Genomic DNA, 21,542 nt, shown 5'->3' with positions numbered 1-21,542 from the left:
GCGTATAGTTGGAAAACGTTTTCCGCTTTCGGCTGATTTCACCGACTTCGGGCAACTTCCCGGACACCCTTCAGGACAGATTCAAGGAGACTCGATGAACGCCTCATCCACCGGTGCACGCAAGCCGTTCGGGCGCCTGCTGCTGACCGGCGCGGCCGGCAATCTCGGCCGCCAGGTGCGCGGCGCGCTGGCGAACTGGGCCGACGTCGTGCGCGTGAGCGACATCGCCGCGCTGGACGACGCGGCCCCGCACGAAGAAACCCGTGTCGTCGACCTGGCCGACCGGCCGGCGGTGATGGAACTCGTCGACGGCGTCGACGCGATCGTCCATCTCGGCGGCATTTCGGTCGACGCGCCGTTCGACGATCTCGTCGATGCGAACATCACCGGCACGTACAACCTGTACGAAGCCGCACGCAAGCACGGCGTGAAGCGGATCGTATTCGCGAGCTCGAACCATGCGATCGGTTTCCATCCGGTCACGGAAGTGCTCGATGCCGATTCGCCGCAGCGCCCGGACAGTCTCTATGGCGTGACGAAGTGCTTCGGCGAGTCGCTGTCGCGCTACTACTTCGACCGCTTCGGGATCGAGACGGTGTGCCTGCGGATCGGCTCGTCGTTCGAGGCGCCGAAGAACCCGCGCATGCTCGTGACGTTCCTCAGCTATCGCGACTTCATCGAGCTCGTGCGCTGCTCGCTGCTGACGAACCGCGTCGGGCACGCGATCGTCTACGGCGTGTCCGACAACCCGGTGAAGTGGTGGGACAACACGAAGGCCGGCTTCCTCGGCTTCCGGCCGCAGGACAGCTCCGAGCAGTTCGCGGGGATGTTCCCGCTCACCGCGCCGACCGCCGACTACGACGATCCCGCGCAGCGCTACCAGGGCGGCGGCTTCGTCGTCGGCGAGCCGATGGAGCGCAACGCGAAGTAAGCGCCGCGCACGGCGTGGATCAGCGCAGGATGTCCGTCGCCTTGTGCCGTTCATCCACGCCGTCGATCAGGATCAACGGGCCGCTCGCATGCCGTGCGCGCAGCGGCTGGATCTGCTGGTACGCGTCCGATTCGTACCAGGCGCGGGCGGTGTCGAGGTCAGGAAACGCGATCGCGATCAGGTCGCCGCGCCACTCGCCTTCGCACACGTCGGGCCGCGCGCCGTGTATGACGAAATGGCCATCGAACGGCGCGAGCGTGCCGTCGATGCGCTCGAGGTAGTCGACGATGTCGTCGCACATTTGAACGTCGTGCAGGTGGGCGATGGCGTAGGCGGTCATGGCGGGCTCCGTGGCGTCGATGCAATGCGTCGATGCGATGCGTCGAGCGATTCGTTGATCGATGCGGCCATGATCGGTGCGCGCGCGGCGCGCGTCGATTACCTGCGACGTAAGCAAATCCATCCGGCCGAGCGCGTCATGCGCGCTTGCGCATCGGTCGCGGGTGCGGCACCGCCTCGGGTGCCGGCGCCGACTCGGCTGCTTCCTTGCCTCGCTTGTCGAGCATGCGTTGCGCGGCGCCCGCGCAATCCTCGCCGGCCTGCGCGCGCTGGTGTCGCAGCAGATGGCCGCGCAGTGCCAGACGCGCCGCTACCGCAAGGGGATGGCGGGGCGGGCGGCGCGTTAGGCGCGACGGCGATGCGTCGTGCGGCCTGATGCGGGCTCAGACCGGATACGCATCGTCGACCTTCAGGTTCGCGAGCCGGAACAGCGTGCGCAGAGTCTGCGGATGAATGTCGCGGCGCGCGGCGAGCGACGTCAGCATGAAGTCGAGCACCTTCGCGTAACGCAGCAGCACGAGGCAGCGCGCGAGGTCCGCGTTGCCGCCGCGCATGCCTTCGGCGAAGTGGACCATCTGGGTCGACAGCGAGCGTGCCATCTCGAGTTCCATCTGCTGTTTTTCGGTCCATTCGAGCTGCGGCTGTTCGAGCAGTTTCGCGAGAAAGAGCTGGAACGACGTATCGGATGAGTTGGGCAGCGCATCCATGGGGAGCCTCGTTGCTTGCGTGGATCGTTCGGGCGTATCCGATGGACGGATCGCGATCCGGTTCATGTCCGCGCCGTCCGGTGACGCGGTTGTCGCTGCAATGCGAATGCAGGTTTCGTACCAGCGGCGCGATCCGAGTGTCGAGCAATGTCGACGCGGGGCGCGGCCGCGGTCATCGCGTCCCGCCGGTGCTGGCTTGCGTGGAAAATCGACGAAGGGATCCATACGCCGCGCGCGGTCACGATCGATCGCGCGTCAGGGCCCGGACGGATGAAATGCTTCAGCGATGTAACGTAACGCCGGGTGGAAACCGGTTGCATGTTTCGGTCGACGGATCGCCGGCATGGCGCGACGCCTGTGTGTCGGCGGTGCCCCATGGCCTCGGACGGCTGCGTGCCGCGCGCCGCGACCGGGTTCGCCGCGCCGTCGAACGCCGCGGCACCTGCGCTGGATGTTTCATATCCGAGACGTTTTCGCGCGAGGCGATCCCAATGCGTATGCGTATCCAACCGACGTCGCCCGCGCGATCCAACTGGCCCTGCGAATAACCGGACAATTGTGCATGGGCAGCCGCGCCGTGTTTGCGAACAATCTCCGCATCATCCCTGCGAGGTTCGACATGAGCGTCCACGCCTTCTTCTCGGCCAACCTGCTGCTCGCGTACACGGCTTATTTCATCGGCACGGCCAGCCCCGGCCCGAGCAATCTCGCGATCATGTCGGTCGCCGCGAACCATGGCCGCAAGGCGGCGCTCGCGTTCGCGCTGGGCGTCATCTCGGGATCGATGTTCTGGGCGACGGTGGCCGCGCTGGGCGTGTCGGCGGCGCTGCTCGCATGGTCGAAGCTGCTGGTCGCGATCAAGCTGTTCGGCGGCACGTATCTGCTGTGGCTCGCGTTCAAGTCGGGTCGCACCGCATGGTCGGCCAGATCGGCCGATACGCTGAACGCGGCGCCCGAGCAGAAGCGGTCGCGCCTCTACGCGCGCGGCGCGATGCTGCACCTGACGAATCCGAAAGCGATCCTGGTGTGGGTATCGATCGTCGCGCTGTCGTCGAACGGCGCGGGCGCGTCGCACGGCGCCGTCGTGCCGGGCTGCATCGCGATCGGATGCGTGGTGTTCGGCGGCTACGCGCTGGTGTTCTCGACCGACAGCGCACGCCGGCTGTACGTGCGCGGCCGACGCGCGATGGAAGCGTGTCTCGCGGTGGTGTTCGGCGTGGCGGGCGTCCGGTTGCTGGCGTCGAACGTATAGGGCGGCGCGCGCAGCGCCGCGTCGGCGTTCGCGGCCCGCGCGTGGCGCGCACGCGCAAAAAAGCCGCTGCACCGGCGCGGGCAGCGGCTTGTTCCGGGTACCGCGCTTCAGAAAATGAAGCCGGTGTTGATGAACTTCGAGTAGTGATCCGACACGATCGAATCGAGCAGCTGCTTGCTGCCTTCGGTCTGCTTGGCCGCGACCATCGAGCGGATCGAGAACGCGCGCAGCGCATCGGTCACCGACAGCGTGCCTTCCGCCGAGTCCTTGCGCCCCGCGAACGGGAACACGTCCGGCCCGCGCTGGCACTGGCAGTTGATGTTCACGCGGCAGACCTGGTTCACGAGCGGATCGACGAGCGCGCCGATCTGCGCGGGATCGGAACCGAAGATGCTGACCTGCTGGCCGTGGTCCGACGTCGTCACGTAGTCGAGCGCGGTTTCGACGTCGTCGAACGGCGCGACCGGAATGATCGGCCCGAACTGTTCCTCGCGATACAGCTTCATGCCTTCGGACACCGGATACACGACGGCCGGGTAGAACAGCGTCTTGCTGAACTCGCCGCCCGAGTGGTTGACGACCTGCGCGCCCTTGGCCTTCGCGTCGTCGATCGCGTCGGTCATGTACGCGGTGCGATGCATGCCCGGCAGCGGCGTGATGCTGACGCCTTTCTCCCACGGCATGCCGATCTTCAGCTGTTCGAGCGCGGCGGTGAAGCGCTTCAGGAACTCGTCGACGATCGAGCGATGCACGAGCAGCATCTTCAGCGCGGTACAGCGCTGGCCGTTGAACGACAGCGCGCCGAGCAGACACTCCTTCACGGTGAGGTCGAGATCGGCGTCGGGCAGCACGATCGCGGCGTTCTTCGCGTCGAGGCCGAGGATCGCGCGCAGCCGGTGCGACTTCGGATGCTGCTTCTTCAGGTGATCGGCGACCTTGCTCGACCCGATCAGCGCGAGCACGTTGATCTTGCCCGACGCGAGCATGTGCGGCACGACCACCGCGCCCGGCGCGTAGATCGTGTTGATTACCCCTTTCGGGAACGCGTCGCGGAACGCCTCGAGCAGCGGCTCGAACAGCAGCGTGCCGTACTGAGGCGGCTTGAACACCACGGTGTTGCCCATCAGCAGCGCGGGGATCAGCGTCGCGAAGGTTTCATTCAGCGGATAGTTGTACGGCCCCATGCACAGCACGACGCCGAGCGGCGTGCGGCGGATCTGGCCGATCGTGCCTTCCGCGATCACGAAGCGCGAGTTCGCGTTGTCGAGTTCCTTCAGCGCGTCGATCGTCTGCGTCATGTACGTGACGGTGCGATCGAACTCCTTCTGCGAATCGGCGAGGCTCTTGCCGATCTCCCACATGATCAGGTTCACGACCAGCTCGCGCTGCGCGACCATCCGCTTGATGAAGTCCTGCATGCACGCGATGCGCTGCTCGACCTTCATCGTCGGCCACTCGCCACGGCCCGAGTCGTACGCGCGCACCGCGGCGTCGAGCGCCGCGTCGCTTTCCGTCTCGCCCATCACCGGATAGCTGCCGATCTCCATCTGCGCGACGCTGCCGTCCGGCTGGCGCACGCACACGGGCGACAGCACTGTCTTGGTCGTGCCGTCCCACGGCCGCAACTCGCCGTCGACCAGCGACACGCGCTGATGGATCGGGGCGGCGAGCCGGAATTCGGCGGGGATGTCTTGATAGGCGCGAAATAGCTGCTGCAGGGAGGCGGAATCGGGCATGACGGTCTCGTTTGACAGGTGTCCGGAAAGGACGGGCGATGCGGAATCCTGAGCTGAATGATCCTCGATCCTTGAATCGGCATGATGACGCGCGTACGTCGTGACGTCACGCTACGTCACGCGATGGCGTAGCCGAAACCCGGATTGGAACCAGTTCCATTTAAAAGGAACGCCGAGCCGATTGCAACATTTACCGAACGCGATCGTTCGGTGCGTAAGTATTCTGTAAGACTGTTTCCAAATGCCGGAAATAAGCCGATCGGTGCGTTCGCAAACGTTTCACGGCGGCCGGTTTGGGCGGATAATGGCCACGCGCGGCGCAGAAAAAATTGCCCGGGGACCTGAGAGAAAACATAAGCAGTGAAGAAACGAGAGAAGGTGCCGCCGCGCTGCCGAAGCGAGGTCGGCTGCCCGGAGCGCCGGGTCGGGGTTGCCCGCCCGGCGCGCACCGGACCTGTCGCGGTACGCCGCGATCATTCGACGTCTTCGTCGTCCTCCGCATCGAGATCGTCTTCCTCCCCGTCCCGCCCCGGCGCCGCATACGCGCTCGCCTGTTCCAGCAACCACGCACGAAACGACTCCAGCGGCTTGCTGTGGCTGAGTTCCGTCGGATACACGAGGTAGTACGCCGAATCGCCGACCGTCGCTGCGTCGCACGGCACGACGAGGCCGAGCTGCTGCAGCTGTTCCTCGACGAAGAACTTCGGCACGAGCGCGATCCCGAGCCCGGCCGCGGCCGCGCTGATCAGCATCGTGTGGAGTTCGTAGCGCACGCCCTGCATCGTGCGGATGTCCTCGACGCCGTGCGTCTCGAACCATTGCGCCCATGCGCCGGGACGCGTCGTCGAGTGCAGCAGCGGATACGCGAGCAGATCCTCCACGCGTTCGACCGGCCCGTCGAGCAGCGCGGGCGAGCAGATCGGCACGACTTCCTCGCCGAACAGATAGTCGGACGACGTGCCGGGCCAGGTCGGCTTGCCGTAGTGGATCGCGGCTTCGAAGTGCGTGTCCTCGAACGAGAACAAGTCGGTGCGGCTGCCCATGTTCACGCGCACGTCCGGCGTGCGGTCGTAGAAGCTCTTGATGCGCGGGATCAGCCAGTGCGACGCGAAGGTGGGCAGCACGGCCAGTTCAAGATAGCCGCCGCCGCTGCCGTGCGCGATGATCGACAGCGTGTCGCGATCGAGCGCCTCCAGCGCGCGCCGCACCTGCGTGCCGTACAGCTTGCCGGCGCGCGTCAGCACCACGCGCTGCTTCACGCGCGCGAACAGCCGCACGCCGAGGCTCGCTTCGAGCGTCGCGATCTGCCGCGATACCGCGCTTTCGGTCAGGAACAGCTCCTTCGCCGCGTGCGTGAAGCTCTCGTGGCGCGCCGCGGCTTCGAAAGCCACGAGCGCACCCATGTTGGGGATCTTGAATTTGCGCATGAATTTGTCTGACGAAGGAGCCCGCCCGAAGCGGGCCGGCGAACGCGTGCGGGAACCGCGAATAATTCCAAAAACTCATCACGTATCAATTTAATCTCGCTTTACGCCCGGCTGCAACCCTTTGAATAATGCATCCCACGCAAGGTCAGGCGCCCGCTGGGTAGCCGGCCAACCGAGATGCCGGCACGTTTGCCGGTGATCCCCCGACACGAGACTCCTGATGCGCAATCCGAATATCGACAGCCTGCTGACGAAGCTGCTGGGACAGGCGAAGACCGACGCCCTGTTCGCCACCCTGAACATGCCGGCCATCCTCGACGAATGGGAAACCGACGTCGTCACGCGCGCGGAAATCGCGCAGGCGATGAACATGGCGCTATTCGAAGGGCTGCTCGAGCGTTCGGCGAATGGCCGCGCGTACACCGCCGAAGCCATCGAAAACGGCGGTTCGGTCTACTTCGACCACGGCGCACTGCGCACGGTGCGCTGGCCGCACACGGGTGCGCTGCCGCCGGGCGAAGCCGCGTTCACGCGGATCCTGCGTCCGCTCGGTTTCCGCCTGAACGGCCGTTATCCGCTCGACAAGCTCGGCATGACCGGCCGCGCGTACGCGCATGAAGACGCGCCGGACGAGATCGCGCAGTTCTTCGTCAGCGAGCTGCATCCGGAACGTTTCTCGAAGGAATTCCAGCAGGCCGTGACGAACGTCGTGAGTTCGTCGCGCGATCCGCTGTCGCCGGCGGCCGTCGCGCTGCTGTGGGAGATCGAGCGCGAAGGCTGGCTGCCGCTCGACGCCGCGCATGCGCTGCTGCCCGAGATCGTCGGCGCGTTCGCGCGCCAGCACGATGTGCCGAGCGAACTCGACTACGAAACGCTGTTGCTCGAATCTGCCGAGATGGCATGGATCGCGACCGAAGGCAACGCATTCAACCATGCGACCGATCGCGTGGCCGACGTGTTCAAGCTGTCCGACGACGAGAAGGCGAAGGGGCGGCCGATGAAGCCGGAGGTCGAGCGCTCGCGTTCGGGCCGCGTGTTCCAGACCGCGTATCGCGCGGACATCGTCGAGCGCGAGTTCCGCACGCGCGACGGCGGCACGGTCAAGCGCAACGTGCCGGGCTCGTTCTATGAATTCATCACGCGCCGTCGCACGTTCGACCAGGCGGCGCGGCGCTGGGTGACGGACCTGCGTTTCGATGCGGGCAACGCGCAGGGTATCTTCAAGATGACGGCGAACGCGGCGAAGTAAGCGCGACGCACGCAAGACAAAAGGGCCGGCGGCTGATGACAGCCGCCGGCCCTTTTGCGTTGCATGAGCGCGTCGAGCGTCAGAACAGATGCGTGATCAGGTAGAACAGCACCAGCACGCCGAGCGGTACGCCCAACAGCCATGCGATCAAATACTTGCCCATGTCGTGGTCCTCCGCGTGGCCGCGACGCGGGACGCGTCGCGGCGGTGTGAGGAAACTGACGCGTTACAGCTCGCGATCGAACTCCTTCATTTGTTTCTCGGCTTCGTCGCGTGCGATCCCGTAACGCTCCTGGATCTTGCCGACCACATAGTCGCGGTTACCTTCGGCGACGGCCAGGTCGTCGTCGGTCAGCTTGCCCCACTTGGCCTTCAGCTTGCCCGACAACTGCTTCCACTGACCCTTGATCTTGTCTTCGTTCATGGTGTGCTCCTGTCGTAAAGGGAGAAAAGTGCGGCGCCAGGCCGCGTGACACCTCAGGCCTTCGCCTTCAGGCCGGATGCGTCGACGTGCTTCACGCCCTTCACCGAGCGTGTCACGGCGATCGCTTTCTTGACCGCGAGCTTCGAATGCAGCACGCCCGTCAGCGTGACGACGCCGTCCACCGTCTTCACGTCGATGTCCGTGCTCTTCACGCCTTTGGTGGTCGCGAGTTCGCTCTTCACCTTGGTCGTGATCCATGTATCGGTCACGGGCTGATCCGATTCGGCCTTCATGGATTTCTCGGTCGACGACGCCTGTGCGTACGCGCTCGTGAGCGGTGCGCCAGCGAGCAGGAAAGCCGCGCTGACGGCGAGCAGCGTCGAAAGGTGCGAGGTCTTGTTCATTGATGTTCTCCTTCGAGTGGCGTGAGTAAATGAATGCGAATGCAATGCGAATGCGGATCGCGCCGCGCGTTATCGCGTCATCGCGCGATCGGCGTGTCGTAGCCCGGCTCGCGCGGCGGCATGTCCGGGCGCGGTACGTCGGGTGGTTGGGGCACGGGCGGGTCGGTGCCGGGCGACGGTTCGGGCGGATGGTCCGGAGCCGGTTCGGGCCGCGTCGGATCAGGTGTCTGATGCAGCTTCATCGGGTCGTCCTCCTCTGCGGTAGTTCAGCGCGTGAGCGCCGATGCAGTACCAGCGTACCGGCGCGAACGCACGCACACATCGCGCAAATTCACCGGGTTGCCTAGTGCGTTTGCACGGGGACGGAACGGCCGAGCAGGAACGGGAAATGCGCCGATGAAGCTGCGAGGCGCGAGGGCATGCGCGGGTGCCGCCATGCGCGCCGCTCGGCGGGATAGCGCACGCTGGCGGCGTTGCACGCGAATGTACTATTGCGCATGGTGCATCCAAGTGTGCCGAGCGCATCGACGGCACGCGACCATCGCGACACGCGTCGGGCCGGCGCACGTCGGCGCCTGATGGCGCGGATGCAGCCGAACCGGCAACCATGCACACGACGTGGACGACCCTTCAATGGACGATCGAGTAAACGAACAGACGCTCAAGTCGCATACCGACCGGCGTCAGCTGTACCAGATCATCGCGGGGCTCACCGAAGGCGTGATCCTCATCGAACCCGACCAGCGCATCGTGTGGGCGAACGAGGCCGCGCTCGCGATGCACGGCGTCACCGAGCTCGACGCGCTCGGCGCGGACGTGACCGAGTACCGCGAGCGCTTCCGGCTGCGTTACCGGAACAACAATCCGGTCGGCGACGGCCACTATCCGATGGACCGCGTGATCGCGGGCGAGGAGTTCAGCGACGTGACGGTCGAAGTCGAATCGGCCGCCGACGAGAACGTGAGCTGGGTCCACCGGATCCGCAGCCTCGTGCTGACGAACGCTGCCGGCGAGCCCGACTGCCTGGCGCTCGTGCTGCACGACGCGACCGAATGGGCGAGCGCCGAGGAGCGCTTCGAGCTCACGTTCAACGCGAACCCGGCGCCGGCCGTGATCTGCCGGCTCGACGACCTGCGCTACGTGAAGGTCAATCAAGGCTTCCTCGACATGACGGGCCACGCACGCGACGACGTGCTCGGCCGCTCCGTCTACGAAGTCGATGTGCTCGATCAGGCCGAACATCGCGAACTCGCGATCGAGCGACTCGGCGAGGGCGCGACGATCCCGCAGATGGAGGCCATGCTCAAGCGCGCGGACGGCGGCACAAAGGCGGTCGTCGTCGCCGGACAACCGATCGACATGAACGGCGAGGCGTGCATGCTGTTCACGTTCATGGATCTCGAGCCGCGCAAGCAGGCCGAGCTCGCGCTGCGGCAGAGCGAGGAGTGCTTCGCGAAGGCGTTCCGGATGGCGCCGGTCGCGACCGCGATCGTCACGGCCGACCGCTTCGAGCTGCTCGACGTGAACGATGCATTCGTCGCGATGGCCGGCCATGCGCGCGACGATCTGCTCGGCAAGTCCGCGGACGAGATCGGGCTGTGGGCCGAGCGCGGCGCGCGCCAGCAGATCGACAGCGCGCTTGCACGGGACGGCAACGTGCGCAACGCGGACGTGCAGATCCGCACGGGCGACGGCGACGTGCGCGATTGCGTGGTGTCGGCCGAACCGGTCGCGATTCACGGGCAGGATTGCCTGCTGATCGCGTTGCTCGACATCAGCGATCGCAAGCGTACCGAGATGGAGCTCGTCTACGCGATCGAGACCGCGATGCAGGATGCGTCGTGGTTCAGCCGCACGCTGATCGAGAAACTGGCGAACGTGCGGCGCGAGAATGCGCCGGACGCGGGCGCGCAGCTGTCGGATCTCACCGCGCGCGAGCGCGACGTGTTCGATCTGCTGTGTCACGGCCTCGCCGACAAGGAGATCGCCGGCCGCCTCGGGCTCGCGCCGAACACCGTCCGCAATCATGTCGCGACGATCTACGCGAAGCTCGACGTGCATAGTCGCGGCGAGGCGATCGTGTGGGCGCGCGAGCGCGGGATCGTCGGCGCGGCAGACGCGAACGGTGCGCGCGGCGACAAGGGTGCCGAGAAGGGCGGCTCGAACGTCAAGGGCTGACGCCGGGCGCGGGCCGTTTCCCTCATCGGTGCGAATGCACCATGCAGGCTGGTGCATCCGCATCTGCCGCGCGCGGCGCGCGGCTGCGATCCTGTCCACTCGGCGGTGCGACGCGGGCTGCGGCACCGTCGGCTCTCTCCCCAATTCGTTGCAGGAGACGACCATGGACAGGAATCGCATCGAAGGCAAGCTCAAACAACTGAAAGGTTCGGTCAAGGAAGCACTCGGCAAGGTGACGGGCGACCGCGCGACGGAGGCGGAAGGCGTGGCGGAACAGCAGGCCGGCAAGATCCAGGAGAAGGCGGGCGAAGCGGCCGACGAAGTGCGGCGTCATACGGGCAGCGACCGGCACTGAGCGCCGTTGACTCATCGCGCGCTGTGTCGACGCCGCGTGACATAGCGATGATTCTCCATCGGCATCACCCCGCGCGGCCTTGATTCGAAGGCGTTTTTGCGCATACCGCCCGATCTTTCTCCCTTTCCGGCTCGCCATCGCGCGGGCCGGCGCCGTCCGTGCACACGGAACTTGATGACAATTCCTCACAACGTAGTTCCGATATTTCGTTTGCTGCACGCGTATTGGCTACCCACAATCGGTTCACCTCTTTCGCGCTGACAGGTTCTTCGGAGACGGAACCGCGGTGATCGACCGGCAGGCGCGCGCCTTTGGCCCGGCCCCGGCGACAGCAGAATGCACCGGCACGCGGGAGGTCGCCGCCGCGCGATGGTCGTGCGGCGCATCCGACCCATACAAGAAGGATTGGCCGATGACGTTCCGCATTCGTTCGCTTTCCGGCATTGCACTGACCGCCGCGATCCTCGCGTTCCAGACGGGCGCGGCCCACGCGCAGGAGACGGTCGTGAAGGTCGGCGTGGCCGTGCCGCTGACCGGCGGCGGCGCCGCGTACGGCAAGGACATCGAGAACGGCGTGCGCATGGCCGTCGACGAGGCGAACGCCGCGCATACGACGATCGGCGGCAAGCCGGTGAAGTTCGTCGTCGCGTCGCAGGACGACCAGAGCGACCCGCGCATCGGCGTACAGGCCGCGCAGCAGCTGACCGACGCGCAAGTGGCCGTCGTGATCGGCCATTTCAATTCGGGCACGACGCTGCCCGCGTCGAAGATCTACGCGAAGGCCGGCATTCCGATGATCACGCCGTCGGCGACCAATCCCGACATTACGCGCGCCGGGCTCGGCACCGTGTACCGCGTGATCGCCACCGACGCGCAGAACGCCGGCAACGCCGGCGCCTATGCGGCGAGCGTGACCAAGGCGAAGCGCATCGCGATCATCGACGATCGCACCGCGTTCGGCCAGGGCGAAGCCGACGAGTTCGAGAAGGCCGCGAAGGCGAACGGCGGCACGATCGTCGCGCGCGAATTCACGAACGACAAGGCCGTCGACTTCAGCGCGCAGCTCACGAAGATCAAGAGCACGAACGCCGACCTCGTGTTCTTCGGCGGCCTCGACGCGCAGTCCGCGATGCTCGTCAAGCGCATGCGCCAGCTCGGCATCCGCGCGCAGTTCCTGGCGGGCGGCGGCGTGATGAACGCGAACTTCATCAAGCTCGCCGGCAACGCGGCCGAAGGCGCGTCCGTGTGGGAGTACGGTCAGCCGCTGTCGCGTCTCGCGAAGGGCAAGCAGTTCGAAACGAAATTCAAGCAGAAGTACGGCGTCGACATGCTCGCGTATGCGCCGTTCGCGTACGACGCGACGTGGATCGCGATCAACGCGATGCAGAAGGCGAGCTCGACGAAGCCGGCCGATTTCAACGGTGCGCTGAAGGGCACGCGCTACGACGGCATCACCGGCACGATCGCGTTCACGAACACGGGCGACCTGAAGAACCCGAGCTCGACGCTGTATGAAGTGAAGAACGCCGCGTGGCAGCCCGTCACCACGCAAACGGCGGACTGAATACCCGAACGCGCGCGGACTTTCGCGGCGACGCCCAACGTGTTGAAATATCCACGGCAATCGAGTGCGGTCGCCGCGCATGTCGGGGCGATTCGCCGGGCGGTCCGCACGCACGGCGCCGCACGCGACGCGGCACGAACAACCTTCGGGCCCGGCCGGCTGGCCGCGCCTTTCACGTGCAACTGGAGTCAGTCGTGAGTTCTCAAGTCGTCATCGTCGGCGGTGGTGTGATCGGCAGCTCGATCGCCTATTTTCTGCGTGCTACCGATCCGACGGTGTCCGTGACCGTCATCGAACGCGATCCGACCTATGCGAAGTCGTCGTCGGCGTTGTCGGCCGCATCGATTCGCCAGCAGTTCTCGACGCCGCTGTCGATCGAGATGTCGCTGTTCGGGATCGACTTCCTGCGCACGATCGGCGAGCGGCTCGAGGTCGACGGCACGCGGCCGTCGATCGATCTGCACGAAGGCGGTTACCTGTTCCTCGCGACACCGGCAGGCGATGCGACGCTGCGCGAGAACCATGCGCTGCAGACGAAGCTCGGCGCCGATATCCGCTTGATGGATCGCGATGCGCTGCGCGCGAAGTTTCCGTGGCTGAACGTCGACGATCTCGTGTCGGGCGCTTATGGCGTGAGCGGCGAAGGATGGTTCGACGGCTACGGGCTCGTGCAGGCGCTGCGCAAGAAGGCGCAGGCACTGGGCGCGCGCTACGTGCCGGCCGACGTGACCGGCGTCGTTCGCGACGGTCGCAAGGTCACGCATGTGATGACGAGCGACGGCGAGCGCTACGCGTGCGACACGCTCGTCAACGCGGCGGGCGCGTGGACGCGCACGCTGTCGTCGATGATGGGTATCGACATTCCCGTGTATGCGCGGCGTCGCAGCATCTTCAACGTGTCGTCGCCGGCGCAGCTCACCGGTTGTCCGCTGCTGATCGATCCGACGGGCGTGTATTTCCGGCCGGAGGGGCGCACGTATATCTGCGGGACGTCGCCGAGCCCGGATCGCGATCCCGACGATCTGCCGCTCGACGAGGTCGATCACGACCTGTTCGACGAGGTGATCTGGCCGACGCTCGCGAATCGCGTGCCGGCATTCGAAGCGCTGCGCGTGGAGAACTGCTGGTCCGGGTACTACGAGTACAACGTGTTCGATCACAACGCGATCATCGGGTATCACCCGGAGCTCGATAACGTCGTGTTCGCGAACGGCTATAGCGGGCACGGGCTGCAGCAGGGGCCCGCGACCGGGCGTGGGGTGAGTGAACTGATTCTGGGCGGGCGGTATGAATCGCTCGACCTGTCGTCGCTCGGCTGGGAGCGCGTGCTCGAAAACCGGCCGATCGTCGAAAAGAACGTCGTGTAGCGCGGCGTGACCGCCCGGTGTGGGGTGGGCGGGATTCTCCTTGTGTCTCAATCTGATTGGCCCGGCTTTTTGCCGGGTTTTTTTTGTTTTTTGGGGGTTATGGGTGGAGCGGGGCGCTGTCGGCATTTGGCCATGAAGCGCCGTTCGCCTGCATGCACATTCGGACACTTGAGCGACCGCTCCAGTCGGCAAACGGCCATTCCGATGAGAACGATTTAGATTCCGTCATCTGCGAACGCGCCCCTGACCTGCACTCATGGTGTTCAGAACGTGGTGAATTCTCAACCCGACGGATTGGCGCTGCGGCGACATGCTACGATCAACGCGATCCGACTTTCATCCAGACGCGCAATGACGACAATGTATGAATTGCTCGGTGTGTGCGAGAACGCGACCGACGAGGAAATCAAGCGAGGCTACCGAAAGGCGGCGATGAAAGCGCATCCCGACCGCAACGTCGGGTGCGAAGCGGACGCGCATGCGCGATTTCAGGAGATCAAGGAGGCATACGCGATTCTCTCGGACCCGGAGCTGCGCCGCGTCTATGACACCACTTACGCAGAGGAAATGCTCCGTCACACACGGCTTCGCGAAGAAGAGGAGCGCTTGAACGCGGAGCGCGAAGCGGAATATGCGCGGTTCGTGGCATGGGCGATGCGCTTCGCCGAGCAAGGGCACAACCGCGATGTCGTGTTCGGTGTTCTGCTCGGCCGTGATTGCGATGTTCAACTCGCCGAGCGCATTGCCGGCAGCGTGGTCGAGTTGCATGCGTCGCGCCAGCCGGGCGCATCGCCGGACGGGGAGCGTGATGAGCAGATGCCGCAATGCGACGAGAGGGCGACACAGGCGGCATCGGCGCAGGCGTCAAAGAGCGACGCGCGAAGGAGTGGCGAACACGCGCATACGGACTTTTTCAGCGCTCTCTGGCACGGCGTGTTCGGGCTGCGCCGGTGAGCCTTGGTGTGTGACCAGTTCTGCGAACGCAGAACTCGACCGCGATCGGTGCCAACTTCGGGGGAGTTTTTTTGATCGACTGCCTCATGAATTGACGGCTAATCGGGCAGTAATCGGCCAGAAGCGGTCGTTCGACATCGTTGAGGAGATCGCAGAAAATCCACCAACTATGAGGTCGATCCAAACGAGGATCAGATGCGCTAGGGTCGAGCCCACACAAGGCCCGGCTGCGATACGACAGGAAGCTCAATGCCAAATTTCTCGTGGGAACCGTTGGATTTTCTTGAAGCACTTGAAGTCGTTCCGGTAGTGGGCGAGTATGGAATTTACTATCAGTATCTCGTTTCGAGAGCGCCTCTTTCCGTGAGTCTAACGATATGGCCGCTCGATTGCGACGTCGAGGTTTTGTTCAAGAATGAAGGGTTTGCAGAGCCGTTTGTTCGGCTTAACCTGCTCAATTGTCCGGGGGCACGTGTCATCCGAGATGATCAACGCACGTATATCGAATTTTCCGCTGCACGGCTGTTCGGAGGGCGTTTCGACCACGCATATACACCCCCCTACGGATTTCAATTGCAGATTCAACCGTTTATCCAGATTTCGACGTTTTCATATCCTGTCTAATGAAATTTGAACGTCGTCGACAAGGACCGTTGTGGTCAATTACCTCGGGCAGTACCTGGCCCGCTCCAGTGAATCGGGGCATTCAAACTGACCGTTTCGGATCGGCATCCGCCATCGGCGTCCAGGGACTCCGTCGATGCAACGCGGCCTTCGTCGCGGGGCCGGGTTCGGCCACTATGGGCCGTTCGACCGCATGGCCGAAATCGCCGACAATTGGTGCCAGGAAAACTCTTATAGTGGAAATCCTGCGCCCCTATGTACTCCATCGCTCTCGGACTGCTCACGCTCGATTTCGACACCGCCCTGATCACGGTATCGAACAATGGCGACTATGACTGGATGAACGAGGAATGGCGCGATATACGGCAGGAAATTGTAATCCTTCAAGGTGAAACTTCGGCCAAAGTCATTGGGGTGACGGGCCGGTTTGCCGAGAAAGGCCCACATACGGTCGAGATCATTTCGCCGCACATCTTTATTGAAAGCGAAGTCGTTGAACACCTCTTGACGAAACCCGATACGGCTGGCCTTAGCGAGACCAACGTGCGGGGAGCTGTGCGCACTAAGCGCTTCTCATGGGGAAAACTGATCTCGCTGAACTGGAGGGAGTTGGGCTACGCACCGGGTGGTATGGAATATTGCATTCTCCCAACGGATGGTCCTGCGATCTCGGTGGGTTTCCTTCGTCTGGATTGGAACGGCCTTCGCATTCGCCCTTCATCTTGAAGCACCGTGGGTAGGGCGACTGTCGACTGGGCTATTGTGCTCTAGGCGTATGTCCGCTTCCGGTAACGTCGAGCGTCCCTTGTGGGTCGGAAAGCACCATTCGTCTCCCCACAGCTAGCGGACCCTGAACGTCTGCAACTTAGCAGAGAGAAGCCGTTCCGGCGGCCCTCATGGTCGCCAACTCGGCACGCGGAATACAACAGCCGACGCGTAGAGCTTTCCTAGAAGAAGTCAGCGCAGAATGCGACGGTTCGACGATTGACTCGTGTGCCGCGGGTTCATCCATTCCAACACCGCCCCTTACTCGACCGGCGGAATCGCGCCTTCTGACAAGGTTTTGATGAGCCTTATGCGACGTCGTTCGAGATCCGCGATCTGACGATCGATAGCTTCGAGGCGTTGCCGCTGGATATCGGTGATCTGGTCGCACGAACGCGCGCCTTCGATCAGAAGCATGCAGTCCGGGAAGCCGAGAATGTCTTCGATGGTGAAACCGGTCGCGATCATGCGCCGGATCTGCTTGACCTGCGTGACCGCCCTGTCGGGGAACATCCGGTATCCATTGTCCGCGCGCACCGACGCGAGCAAACCGTGTTTGTCGTAGTGACGGATCGATCGCACGCTTACGCCGGTGCGTTGCGAAACTTCTCCGATAGTCAGCAGTTCCTTTGAGGGCATCTTGTCCATGAAAAACAGACTAGCACAAAGCGCTTGACTCTGACATTAGTGTCAGGGTTCAGACTGAGCGGACGATTCACCTCGAGGCCTTCTTCATGCTCACCCGAATGCTCAGATACCTGCTGGCCGCCGCAGTCTCCGCGGCAACGCTATTTGCGTCGATACCTGATGCAGTCGCTGCTCCGACAAGCTATATGGTTACATCGAAGGATGGTGTAAGGCTTTCGGTTCAGGAAAGCGGCAACCCCAACGGCCCACCGGTTATTTTCATTCACGGTCTGCTTGGCAGTCGCCTGAACTGGGAAGCGCAAGTGCAAAGCCCCGAATTGCGCAAATACCGGATCATCACCTACGATCTGCGCGGCCACGGCCTGTCGGATAAACCGTCGGGCGCCACGCCGTATCACGATGGACGCCGTTGGGCCGACGACCTCGAAGCAGTCATCGCCGGCTCGCATGCGAGAAGACCCGTCGTGGTTGGTTGGTCGCTTGGCGGTGTGGTGATATCGAACTACCTCGCAACGTACGGCGACGACAACATCGCCGGTGCCGTATACGTCGATGGTGTCGTCGAACTCGCGCCGAGTCAGATCGTCGATCATCCAGCGGTCTATCGGGACATGAATTCGCCGGACCTGAAAACACATCTCGATGGCGAGCGTACCTTCATTGAGCTGTGCTTCAACCGTCGTCCGGACGCCGACACTTTCAGCCGATTGCTCGCCAACGCCGCGCTGGCGTCGTGGGACATGCAGAAGGAAATTCCGACGATGACGGTGTTAGCCTCCGAGGCGCTCAGCAAGACACGCGTGCCGTTGCTGTTCATATACGGCGGCCGCGATGCGCTGGTCGACACGCCCACGACGCTGGCCCGCGCGAAGGCGTTGAATCCTCGCGTCCAGAGCAAAGTGTACGTCGATGCGGGTCACGCACCGTTCATCGAGGAACCCGATCGCTTCAATCACGATCTGGCGGAGTTCGTCAGATCGGCGTCCGGGAAATGAAGCACTGATGCTTTGACCCGCACGCACCTCACGCCAGCAAGCACGCGATCAGATCATGCGTCGTGCGCACCTCGTACTTCCGCAGCAAGCTCGCGCGATGGATGTCGACCGTGCGCGGGCTGATGTTCAGCTCCTTGCCGATCTCCTTGCTCGTCAGGCCGTGAACCAGGAATGCCGCGACGTCGCGCTCGCGATCGGTCAGCGTGCTCGTGACGTCGGGATGCTTTGCGCTCTCCGACAGATCGGTGAAGGTCCACACGGCCAGCTCGAACGGCCGCTTCGAGTTGTATCCGAAGCCGCACACGGTGACCCAGAAATGGCTGCCGTCGACACGGCGCATGATGCGATCGTCGCTGAACCCGGCATGTTTCGCGAGCAGCGGCGCGAGGCGTCGGCCGGTCGTCGCGAAGTCCTTCTGCTGCGGGTACAGCTTCGCGAACGACTGGTCGATGATGTCGTCTCGGGTCGCCCGGAACAACTGCAGCGCCTTCTCGTTGCACTCGACCATGATGCGCTCCCTGGCCACGATCGCCGCGACGGGCAGATGTCGGAAGAGATCTTCGTAATCGAGACGGGGCGTCGTGTCGGTCATGTTCGGCATCGTGTCGACGGGCCCGAACCGCGTTCGGACCAAGGCTATCGGGCAGGTTCGCTCCTGCTGGATTGTAGCGCTTGCCGATCACTCATCCGACTTGAAAGACACAGCACTCGTGTCCTTCGCCCGCGCACTGGACCTCGGCCGAGTGCGCGCGCGGGCCTTTGCTGGCCGGGCCGGCCGCGGTGTCGTTGACCCAGTCCATCGCGCCGGCGAACCAGCCAGCGAACATGTAGCACAGCTTGCCATGCCTGTCCGGCTGCGCCAGCACGAACGACGAATGGTGCAGATGGATGCGCGCATGCGACGTCGCCGGATCGGCTTCGGCGAGGGTGAACAAGCCCCAGCCGCGCTGCGACAGCCGCTTCAGATAATGCTCGAACACGGCCATGCCGCCGATGCCGTGCTGCTTCGCTTCCTTGTCGCACCAGTGATAGGCCGACTTGTAGCCGGCCGTGTAGAGAATCGACGCATAGGCTTCGCGGCCGAGCGCCTCTTCGACAGCGACATGATTGTTCGTGAAGAAGTGGCGCGGCACGTACAGCATCGGCAGCGCGTCGGTCGTCCAGACACCGGTATCCGGATCGACGTCGATGGGCAGTTGCGGGTGCATGGCGGGTGCGTGGTAGTGCGTGGTAGTGCGTGGGTATCGGGCGATTCAACCGTTCCAGACTTCGCCGAATACCCGCAGCCAGTTTTCGCCCATCACCTTCTTGATGCGCGATTCGCTCCAGCCGGCACGCTGCATCGCGGCCGTGAGGTTCGGGAATTCGCCGATCGTTCGGATGCCTTGCGGATTGACGACCTTGCCGAAGTCCGTCAGACGACGATAGCGGCCCTTGTCGTGCGTGATCCAGTCGAAGAACTCAGTGCTGTAGCCCTGCGTGAAGTCCGTGCCGATACCGACTTTGTCTTCGCCGATCACGTCGATCACGTATTCGATCGCTTCGAGATAATCGTCGATCGTCGCGTCGGCGCCGCGCCGCAGGAACGGCATGAACATCGTGACGCCGACGAAGCCGTTGGCCTCCGCGATCTCGCGCAGTTGATCGTCCGTCTTGTTGCGCGGATGCTCTTTCAGGCCGGACGGACAGCAGTGCGAGTAGGTGACCGGCTTCGTCGAACAGGCGATCGCGTCGGACGACGTCTTCGCGCCGACGTGCGAGAGATCCACCATGATGCCGACCCGGTTCATCTCCTGAATCACTTCGCGGCCATAGCCGGACAGTCCGCCGTCCGGTTCGTAGGAGCCCGTGCCGACAAGGTTCTGCGTGTTGTAGCAGAGCTGCACCACGTTCACGCCGAGTTCCTTGAACACTTCGATGTAGCCGAGGTTGTCCTCGAACGCATACGAGTTCTGGAAGCCGAAGATGATGCCCGTTTTGTTCTCCTGCTTCGCGCGCAGGATGTCGTCCGTCGTGCGCACCAGCGTGAGGATTTCACTGTATTCGCGGATGTGCTGCTTCATTTCCGCGATGTTGTCGATCGTCTTCTGGAAGTCGTCCCACACGGAGACCGTGCAGTTGACGGCCGTGACGCCGCCCTTGCGCATGTCTTCGAACACCGAGCGCTCGAACTTGGAAATGTTCAGGCCGTCGATGATGATGCTGGATTCATGAAGGCTGGTCATCGTGTCGCTCCGTGCGTTGATGTTGTGCGGGACGGCCGCTCAAACGGCGCGTTCGACGCCGCGCTTCGCGGACTGGGCGGCTCTCCCCGTTGCCGGGCCGGCTTCCTCGAGTGCCGTCTTCGACGTTTCCGGCAGCGACAGACCGCCGATCATCGCGAAGATCGACACGGCGATCAGGTAGTACGCAGGCGACAGGTTGGTTCCGGTCGCGGAGATCAGCCACGTGGCGACGAGCGGGGCAGTGCCGCCGAAGATCGTGTACGCGAGGTTGTAGGTGATCGCGGACGCCGTATAGCGGGTTTTCGTCGCGAACACTTCCGACATCAACGGCGCCGTCACCACGCCCGAGAACACCGCGCCGATCGCGAGCAGCGCGACGCCGAGCAGCGAGTGCGACAACACGCCCGAGCCGCCCAGCGAGAAGGCCGGATACACCGACACGATGATGAAGATGCCGGTCGTGGCGATCGTCGCGCGGCGGCCGACGAGGTCGGAGAAGAGGCCGGCGACCGGGCACAATGCCGCGGCGAACAGGAGGGCGAGCACCGTGACGAGGAGCGACGTGCCGCGCGACAGGTGCCCGGCCACTTGCAGGTAAGTCGCGAAATACGTCGTGAACGTGTAGAAGGACAGCGCCGTCACGGACACGAACGCGCCGAGCTTCAGGATATTCCTTGATTGCGAATGCAACGTTTCCATCAGCGGGGCATGCGCAATGTCGTGCTTGCCTTCGAGCGCCTGGAAGGCGGGCGTTTCATTGAGGTTGACGCGCAGGTAGACGCCGATGAGGCCGACCGGTGCCGCGATCAGGAACGGCACGCGCCAGCCCCACTCGATCATCGCCTGCGATGACAGCGACGACTCGAGCAGATAGGCGACCACCGCCGCGCAAGCGAACGACGAGAAGGTCGATACCGGCACGAAGCTGCCGAAGAATGCGCGGCGGCGGCGCGGCGCATGTTCCATCACGTACGCGCATGCGCCCGCGTATTCGCCGCCGGCGGAAAAGCCCTGCACGCAGCGGATGATCGTGAGCAGCAACGGCGCCCAGTAGCCGATGCTCGCGTAGGTCGGCAGCAGGCCGATCAACGTCGTCGAGCCGGCCATCATCAGGATCGTCAGCGCGAGCGTGCGCTTGCGGCCGATCCGGTCGCCGATGACGCCGAAGATCAGCCCGCCGAGCGGGCGGAATGCGAACGCCACCGCGAAGACGGCGAATGTCTTCAGGAGTCCGATCGTCGGGTCGCCGCTCGGGAAGAATTCGCGGGTCAGGATGGTGGCGAGAAAGCCGTATGCGGCGAAATCGAACCATTCGACGAAATTGCCGATCGACGCCGCAGCGATCACGCGTCGTAACGTTCTGGTGTCGACGTCCTGGGTGGTCATGGTCGTGTCCTC

22 protein-coding genes are annotated in these 21,542 nt (G+C 64.0%); 10 read left to right on the top strand and 12 right to left on the bottom strand.

What is annotated here, in order from left to right; genetic code table 11:
* Positions 1-94: 94 nt before the first annotated feature.
* On the top strand, positions 95-931 hold the full coding sequence (locus ABIC50_RS09285) for an NAD-dependent epimerase/dehydratase family protein (protein WP_175698020.1): 837 nt from the start codon (positions 95-97) through the stop codon (positions 929-931).
* Positions 932-950: 19 nt separating this feature from the next.
* Here the strand turns inward: ABIC50_RS09285 and ABIC50_RS09280 are convergent, their stop codons facing one another.
* Positions 951-1,271 (bottom strand): DUF1330 domain-containing protein, encoded by a 321-nt coding sequence (locus ABIC50_RS09280; protein WP_354163330.1) that lies wholly within the window; start codon positions 1,269-1,271, stop codon positions 951-953.
* 382 nt (positions 1,272-1,653) lie between these two features.
* Positions 1,654-1,977 carry a hypothetical protein gene (locus ABIC50_RS09275; protein WP_006749566.1) on the bottom strand — a complete coding sequence of 108 codons (324 nt, stop codon included), beginning with the start codon at positions 1,975-1,977 and terminating at the stop codon, positions 1,654-1,656.
* Between the two features lie 619 nt (positions 1,978-2,596).
* On the opposite strand from ABIC50_RS09275, the gene ABIC50_RS09270 reads away from it, so the two are divergent.
* A complete protein-coding gene (locus tag ABIC50_RS09270; protein WP_354163328.1) occupies positions 2,597-3,229 on the top strand; it encodes a LysE family translocator in 633 nt (210 codons plus the stop codon).
* Between the two features lie 107 nt (positions 3,230-3,336).
* Here ABIC50_RS09270 and ABIC50_RS09265 read toward each other — a convergent pair whose 3' ends face one another.
* Together ABIC50_RS09265 and ABIC50_RS09260 are read right to left on the bottom strand one after the other, a co-directional pair.
* A complete protein-coding gene (locus ABIC50_RS09265; RefSeq protein WP_354163326.1) occupies positions 3,337-4,965 on the bottom strand; it encodes an NADP-dependent glyceraldehyde-3-phosphate dehydrogenase in 1,629 nt (542 codons plus the stop codon).
* A gap of 473 nt (positions 4,966-5,438) precedes the next feature.
* Positions 5,439-6,392 (bottom strand): LysR family transcriptional regulator, encoded by a 954-nt coding sequence (locus ABIC50_RS09260; RefSeq protein WP_006749569.1) that lies wholly within the window; start codon positions 6,390-6,392, stop codon positions 5,439-5,441.
* A gap of 220 nt (positions 6,393-6,612) precedes the next feature.
* Here ABIC50_RS09260 and ABIC50_RS09255 point away from each other — a divergent pair, with 220 nt between their 5' ends.
* Entirely contained in the window at positions 6,613-7,641 is a 1,029-nt protein-coding gene (locus tag ABIC50_RS09255) for a DUF1338 domain-containing protein (protein ID WP_354163324.1), read from the top strand.
* Positions 7,642-7,867: 226 nt separating this feature from the next.
* On the opposite strand, the gene ABIC50_RS09250 is transcribed toward ABIC50_RS09255, so the two are convergent.
* From ABIC50_RS09250 to ABIC50_RS09240, 3 genes are all read right to left on the bottom strand, one after another.
* Positions 7,868-8,065 (bottom strand): CsbD family protein, encoded by a 198-nt coding sequence (locus ABIC50_RS09250; RefSeq protein WP_011660169.1) that lies wholly within the window; start codon positions 8,063-8,065, stop codon positions 7,868-7,870.
* A 53-nt stretch (positions 8,066-8,118) separates the two neighbouring features.
* Positions 8,119-8,469: a BON domain-containing protein gene (locus ABIC50_RS09245; RefSeq protein WP_354163322.1), complete on the bottom strand. Its 351-nt coding sequence runs from the start codon at positions 8,467-8,469 to the stop codon at positions 8,119-8,121.
* A 77-nt stretch (positions 8,470-8,546) separates the two neighbouring features.
* Positions 8,547-8,711, bottom strand: coding sequence for a hypothetical protein (locus tag ABIC50_RS09240; protein WP_006749573.1), 165 nt, complete (start codon positions 8,709-8,711; stop codon positions 8,547-8,549).
* 391 nt (positions 8,712-9,102) lie between these two features.
* Between ABIC50_RS09240 and ABIC50_RS09235 the strand changes: the two genes are divergently transcribed.
* From ABIC50_RS09235 to ABIC50_RS09210, 6 genes are all read left to right on the top strand, one after another.
* Positions 9,103-10,647 carry a PAS domain S-box protein gene (locus ABIC50_RS09235; RefSeq protein WP_354163320.1) on the top strand — a complete coding sequence of 515 codons (1,545 nt, stop codon included), beginning with the start codon at positions 9,103-9,105 and terminating at the stop codon, positions 10,645-10,647.
* 163 nt (positions 10,648-10,810) lie between these two features.
* Entirely contained in the window at positions 10,811-11,002 is a 192-nt protein-coding gene (locus ABIC50_RS09230; RefSeq protein WP_105831675.1) for a CsbD family protein, read from the top strand.
* 412 nt (positions 11,003-11,414) lie between these two features.
* A complete protein-coding gene (locus tag ABIC50_RS09225; protein ID WP_354163319.1) occupies positions 11,415-12,566 on the top strand; it encodes a branched-chain amino acid ABC transporter substrate-binding protein in 1,152 nt (383 codons plus the stop codon).
* 194 nt (positions 12,567-12,760) lie between these two features.
* Positions 12,761-13,933, top strand: coding sequence for an NAD(P)/FAD-dependent oxidoreductase (locus ABIC50_RS09220; RefSeq protein ID WP_354163317.1), 1,173 nt, complete (start codon positions 12,761-12,763; stop codon positions 13,931-13,933).
* Between the two features lie 351 nt (positions 13,934-14,284).
* Entirely contained in the window at positions 14,285-14,887 is a 603-nt protein-coding gene (locus ABIC50_RS09215) for a J domain-containing protein (protein ID WP_354163315.1), read from the top strand.
* A gap of 879 nt (positions 14,888-15,766) precedes the next feature.
* The gene (locus ABIC50_RS09210; protein ID WP_354163313.1) at positions 15,767-16,237 is read left to right on the top strand and encodes a hypothetical protein; all 471 of its coding nucleotides are present in this window, start codon (positions 15,767-15,769) and stop codon (positions 16,235-16,237) included.
* Positions 16,238-16,537: 300 nt separating this feature from the next.
* Here ABIC50_RS09210 and ABIC50_RS09205 read toward each other — a convergent pair whose 3' ends face one another.
* Positions 16,538-16,924: a MerR family transcriptional regulator gene (locus ABIC50_RS09205; RefSeq protein WP_354163311.1), complete on the bottom strand. Its 387-nt coding sequence runs from the start codon at positions 16,922-16,924 to the stop codon at positions 16,538-16,540.
* 86 nt (positions 16,925-17,010) lie between these two features.
* Between ABIC50_RS09205 and ABIC50_RS09200 the strand changes: the two genes are divergently transcribed.
* The gene (locus ABIC50_RS09200) at positions 17,011-17,919 is read left to right on the top strand and encodes an alpha/beta fold hydrolase (protein WP_354163309.1); all 909 of its coding nucleotides are present in this window, start codon (positions 17,011-17,013) and stop codon (positions 17,917-17,919) included.
* 28 nt (positions 17,920-17,947) lie between these two features.
* Here the strand turns inward: ABIC50_RS09200 and ABIC50_RS09195 are convergent, their stop codons facing one another.
* The 4 genes from ABIC50_RS09195 to ABIC50_RS09180 all read right to left on the bottom strand — a co-directional run bounded on the left by ABIC50_RS09195 (position 17,948) and on the right by ABIC50_RS09180 (position 21,530).
* Positions 17,948-18,520, bottom strand: a complete 573-nt coding sequence (locus ABIC50_RS09195) for a PAS and helix-turn-helix domain-containing protein (protein WP_012365329.1) — start codon at positions 18,518-18,520, stop codon at positions 17,948-17,950.
* Between the two features lie 82 nt (positions 18,521-18,602).
* The gene (locus tag ABIC50_RS09190) at positions 18,603-19,127 is read right to left on the bottom strand and encodes a DUF5943 domain-containing protein (RefSeq protein ID WP_354163307.1); all 525 of its coding nucleotides are present in this window, start codon (positions 19,125-19,127) and stop codon (positions 18,603-18,605) included.
* A gap of 45 nt (positions 19,128-19,172) precedes the next feature.
* Positions 19,173-20,144 (bottom strand): dipeptidase, encoded by a 972-nt coding sequence (locus ABIC50_RS09185; RefSeq protein ID WP_012365330.1) that lies wholly within the window; start codon positions 20,142-20,144, stop codon positions 19,173-19,175.
* A gap of 39 nt (positions 20,145-20,183) precedes the next feature.
* Entirely contained in the window at positions 20,184-21,530 is a 1,347-nt protein-coding gene (locus ABIC50_RS09180) for an MFS transporter (RefSeq protein WP_126226517.1), read from the bottom strand.
* Positions 21,531-21,542 lie beyond the last annotated feature (12 nt).

It is taken from the genome of Burkholderia sp. 567 (assembly GCF_040545115.1).
Lineage (GTDB): Bacteria > Pseudomonadota > Gammaproteobacteria > Burkholderiales > Burkholderiaceae > Burkholderia > Burkholderia ambifaria.
Note: the sequence above shows the minus strand (reverse complement) of the source record. Positions and strands in the feature narration are given on the sequence as shown.

Bases quoted from the DNA above. Each gene is read 5' to 3' on its own strand.
- ABIC50_RS09285 (WP_175698020.1), top strand. From the start codon at position 95: ATGAACGCCTCATCCACCGGTGCACGCAAGCCGTTCGGGCGCCTGCTG.
- ABIC50_RS09280 (WP_354163330.1), bottom strand. From the start codon at position 1,271: ATGACCGCCTACGCCATCGCCCACCTGCACGACGTTCAAATGTGCGAC.
- ABIC50_RS09275 (WP_006749566.1), bottom strand. From the start codon at position 1,977: ATGGATGCGCTGCCCAACTCATCCGATACGTCGTTCCAGCTCTTTCTC.
- ABIC50_RS09270 (WP_354163328.1), top strand. From the start codon at position 2,597: ATGAGCGTCCACGCCTTCTTCTCGGCCAACCTGCTGCTCGCGTACACG.
- ABIC50_RS09265 (WP_354163326.1), bottom strand. From the start codon at position 4,965: ATGCCCGATTCCGCCTCCCTGCAGCAGCTATTTCGCGCCTATCAAGAC.
- ABIC50_RS09260 (WP_006749569.1), bottom strand. From the start codon at position 6,392: ATGCGCAAATTCAAGATCCCCAACATGGGTGCGCTCGTGGCTTTCGAA.
- ABIC50_RS09255 (WP_354163324.1), top strand. From the start codon at position 6,613: ATGCGCAATCCGAATATCGACAGCCTGCTGACGAAGCTGCTGGGACAG.
- ABIC50_RS09250 (WP_011660169.1), bottom strand. From the start codon at position 8,065: ATGAACGAAGACAAGATCAAGGGTCAGTGGAAGCAGTTGTCGGGCAAG.
- ABIC50_RS09245 (WP_354163322.1), bottom strand. From the start codon at position 8,469: ATGAACAAGACCTCGCACCTTTCGACGCTGCTCGCCGTCAGCGCGGCT.
- ABIC50_RS09240 (WP_006749573.1), bottom strand. From the start codon at position 8,711: ATGAAGCTGCATCAGACACCTGATCCGACGCGGCCCGAACCGGCTCCG.
- ABIC50_RS09235 (WP_354163320.1), top strand. From the start codon at position 9,103: ATGGACGATCGAGTAAACGAACAGACGCTCAAGTCGCATACCGACCGG.
- ABIC50_RS09230 (WP_105831675.1), top strand. From the start codon at position 10,811: ATGGACAGGAATCGCATCGAAGGCAAGCTCAAACAACTGAAAGGTTCG.
- ABIC50_RS09225 (WP_354163319.1), top strand. From the start codon at position 11,415: ATGACGTTCCGCATTCGTTCGCTTTCCGGCATTGCACTGACCGCCGCG.
- ABIC50_RS09215 (WP_354163315.1), top strand. From the start codon at position 14,285: ATGACGACAATGTATGAATTGCTCGGTGTGTGCGAGAACGCGACCGAC.
- ABIC50_RS09210 (WP_354163313.1), top strand. From the start codon at position 15,767: ATGTACTCCATCGCTCTCGGACTGCTCACGCTCGATTTCGACACCGCC.
- ABIC50_RS09205 (WP_354163311.1), bottom strand. From the start codon at position 16,924: ATGGACAAGATGCCCTCAAAGGAACTGCTGACTATCGGAGAAGTTTCG.
- ABIC50_RS09200 (WP_354163309.1), top strand. From the start codon at position 17,011: ATGCTCACCCGAATGCTCAGATACCTGCTGGCCGCCGCAGTCTCCGCG.
- ABIC50_RS09195 (WP_012365329.1), bottom strand. From the start codon at position 18,520: ATGCCGAACATGACCGACACGACGCCCCGTCTCGATTACGAAGATCTC.
- ABIC50_RS09190 (WP_354163307.1), bottom strand. From the start codon at position 19,127: ATGCACCCGCAACTGCCCATCGACGTCGATCCGGATACCGGTGTCTGG.
- ABIC50_RS09185 (WP_012365330.1), bottom strand. From the start codon at position 20,144: ATGACCAGCCTTCATGAATCCAGCATCATCATCGACGGCCTGAACATT.
- ABIC50_RS09180 (WP_126226517.1), bottom strand. From the start codon at position 21,530: ATGACCACCCAGGACGTCGACACCAGAACGTTACGACGCGTGATCGCT.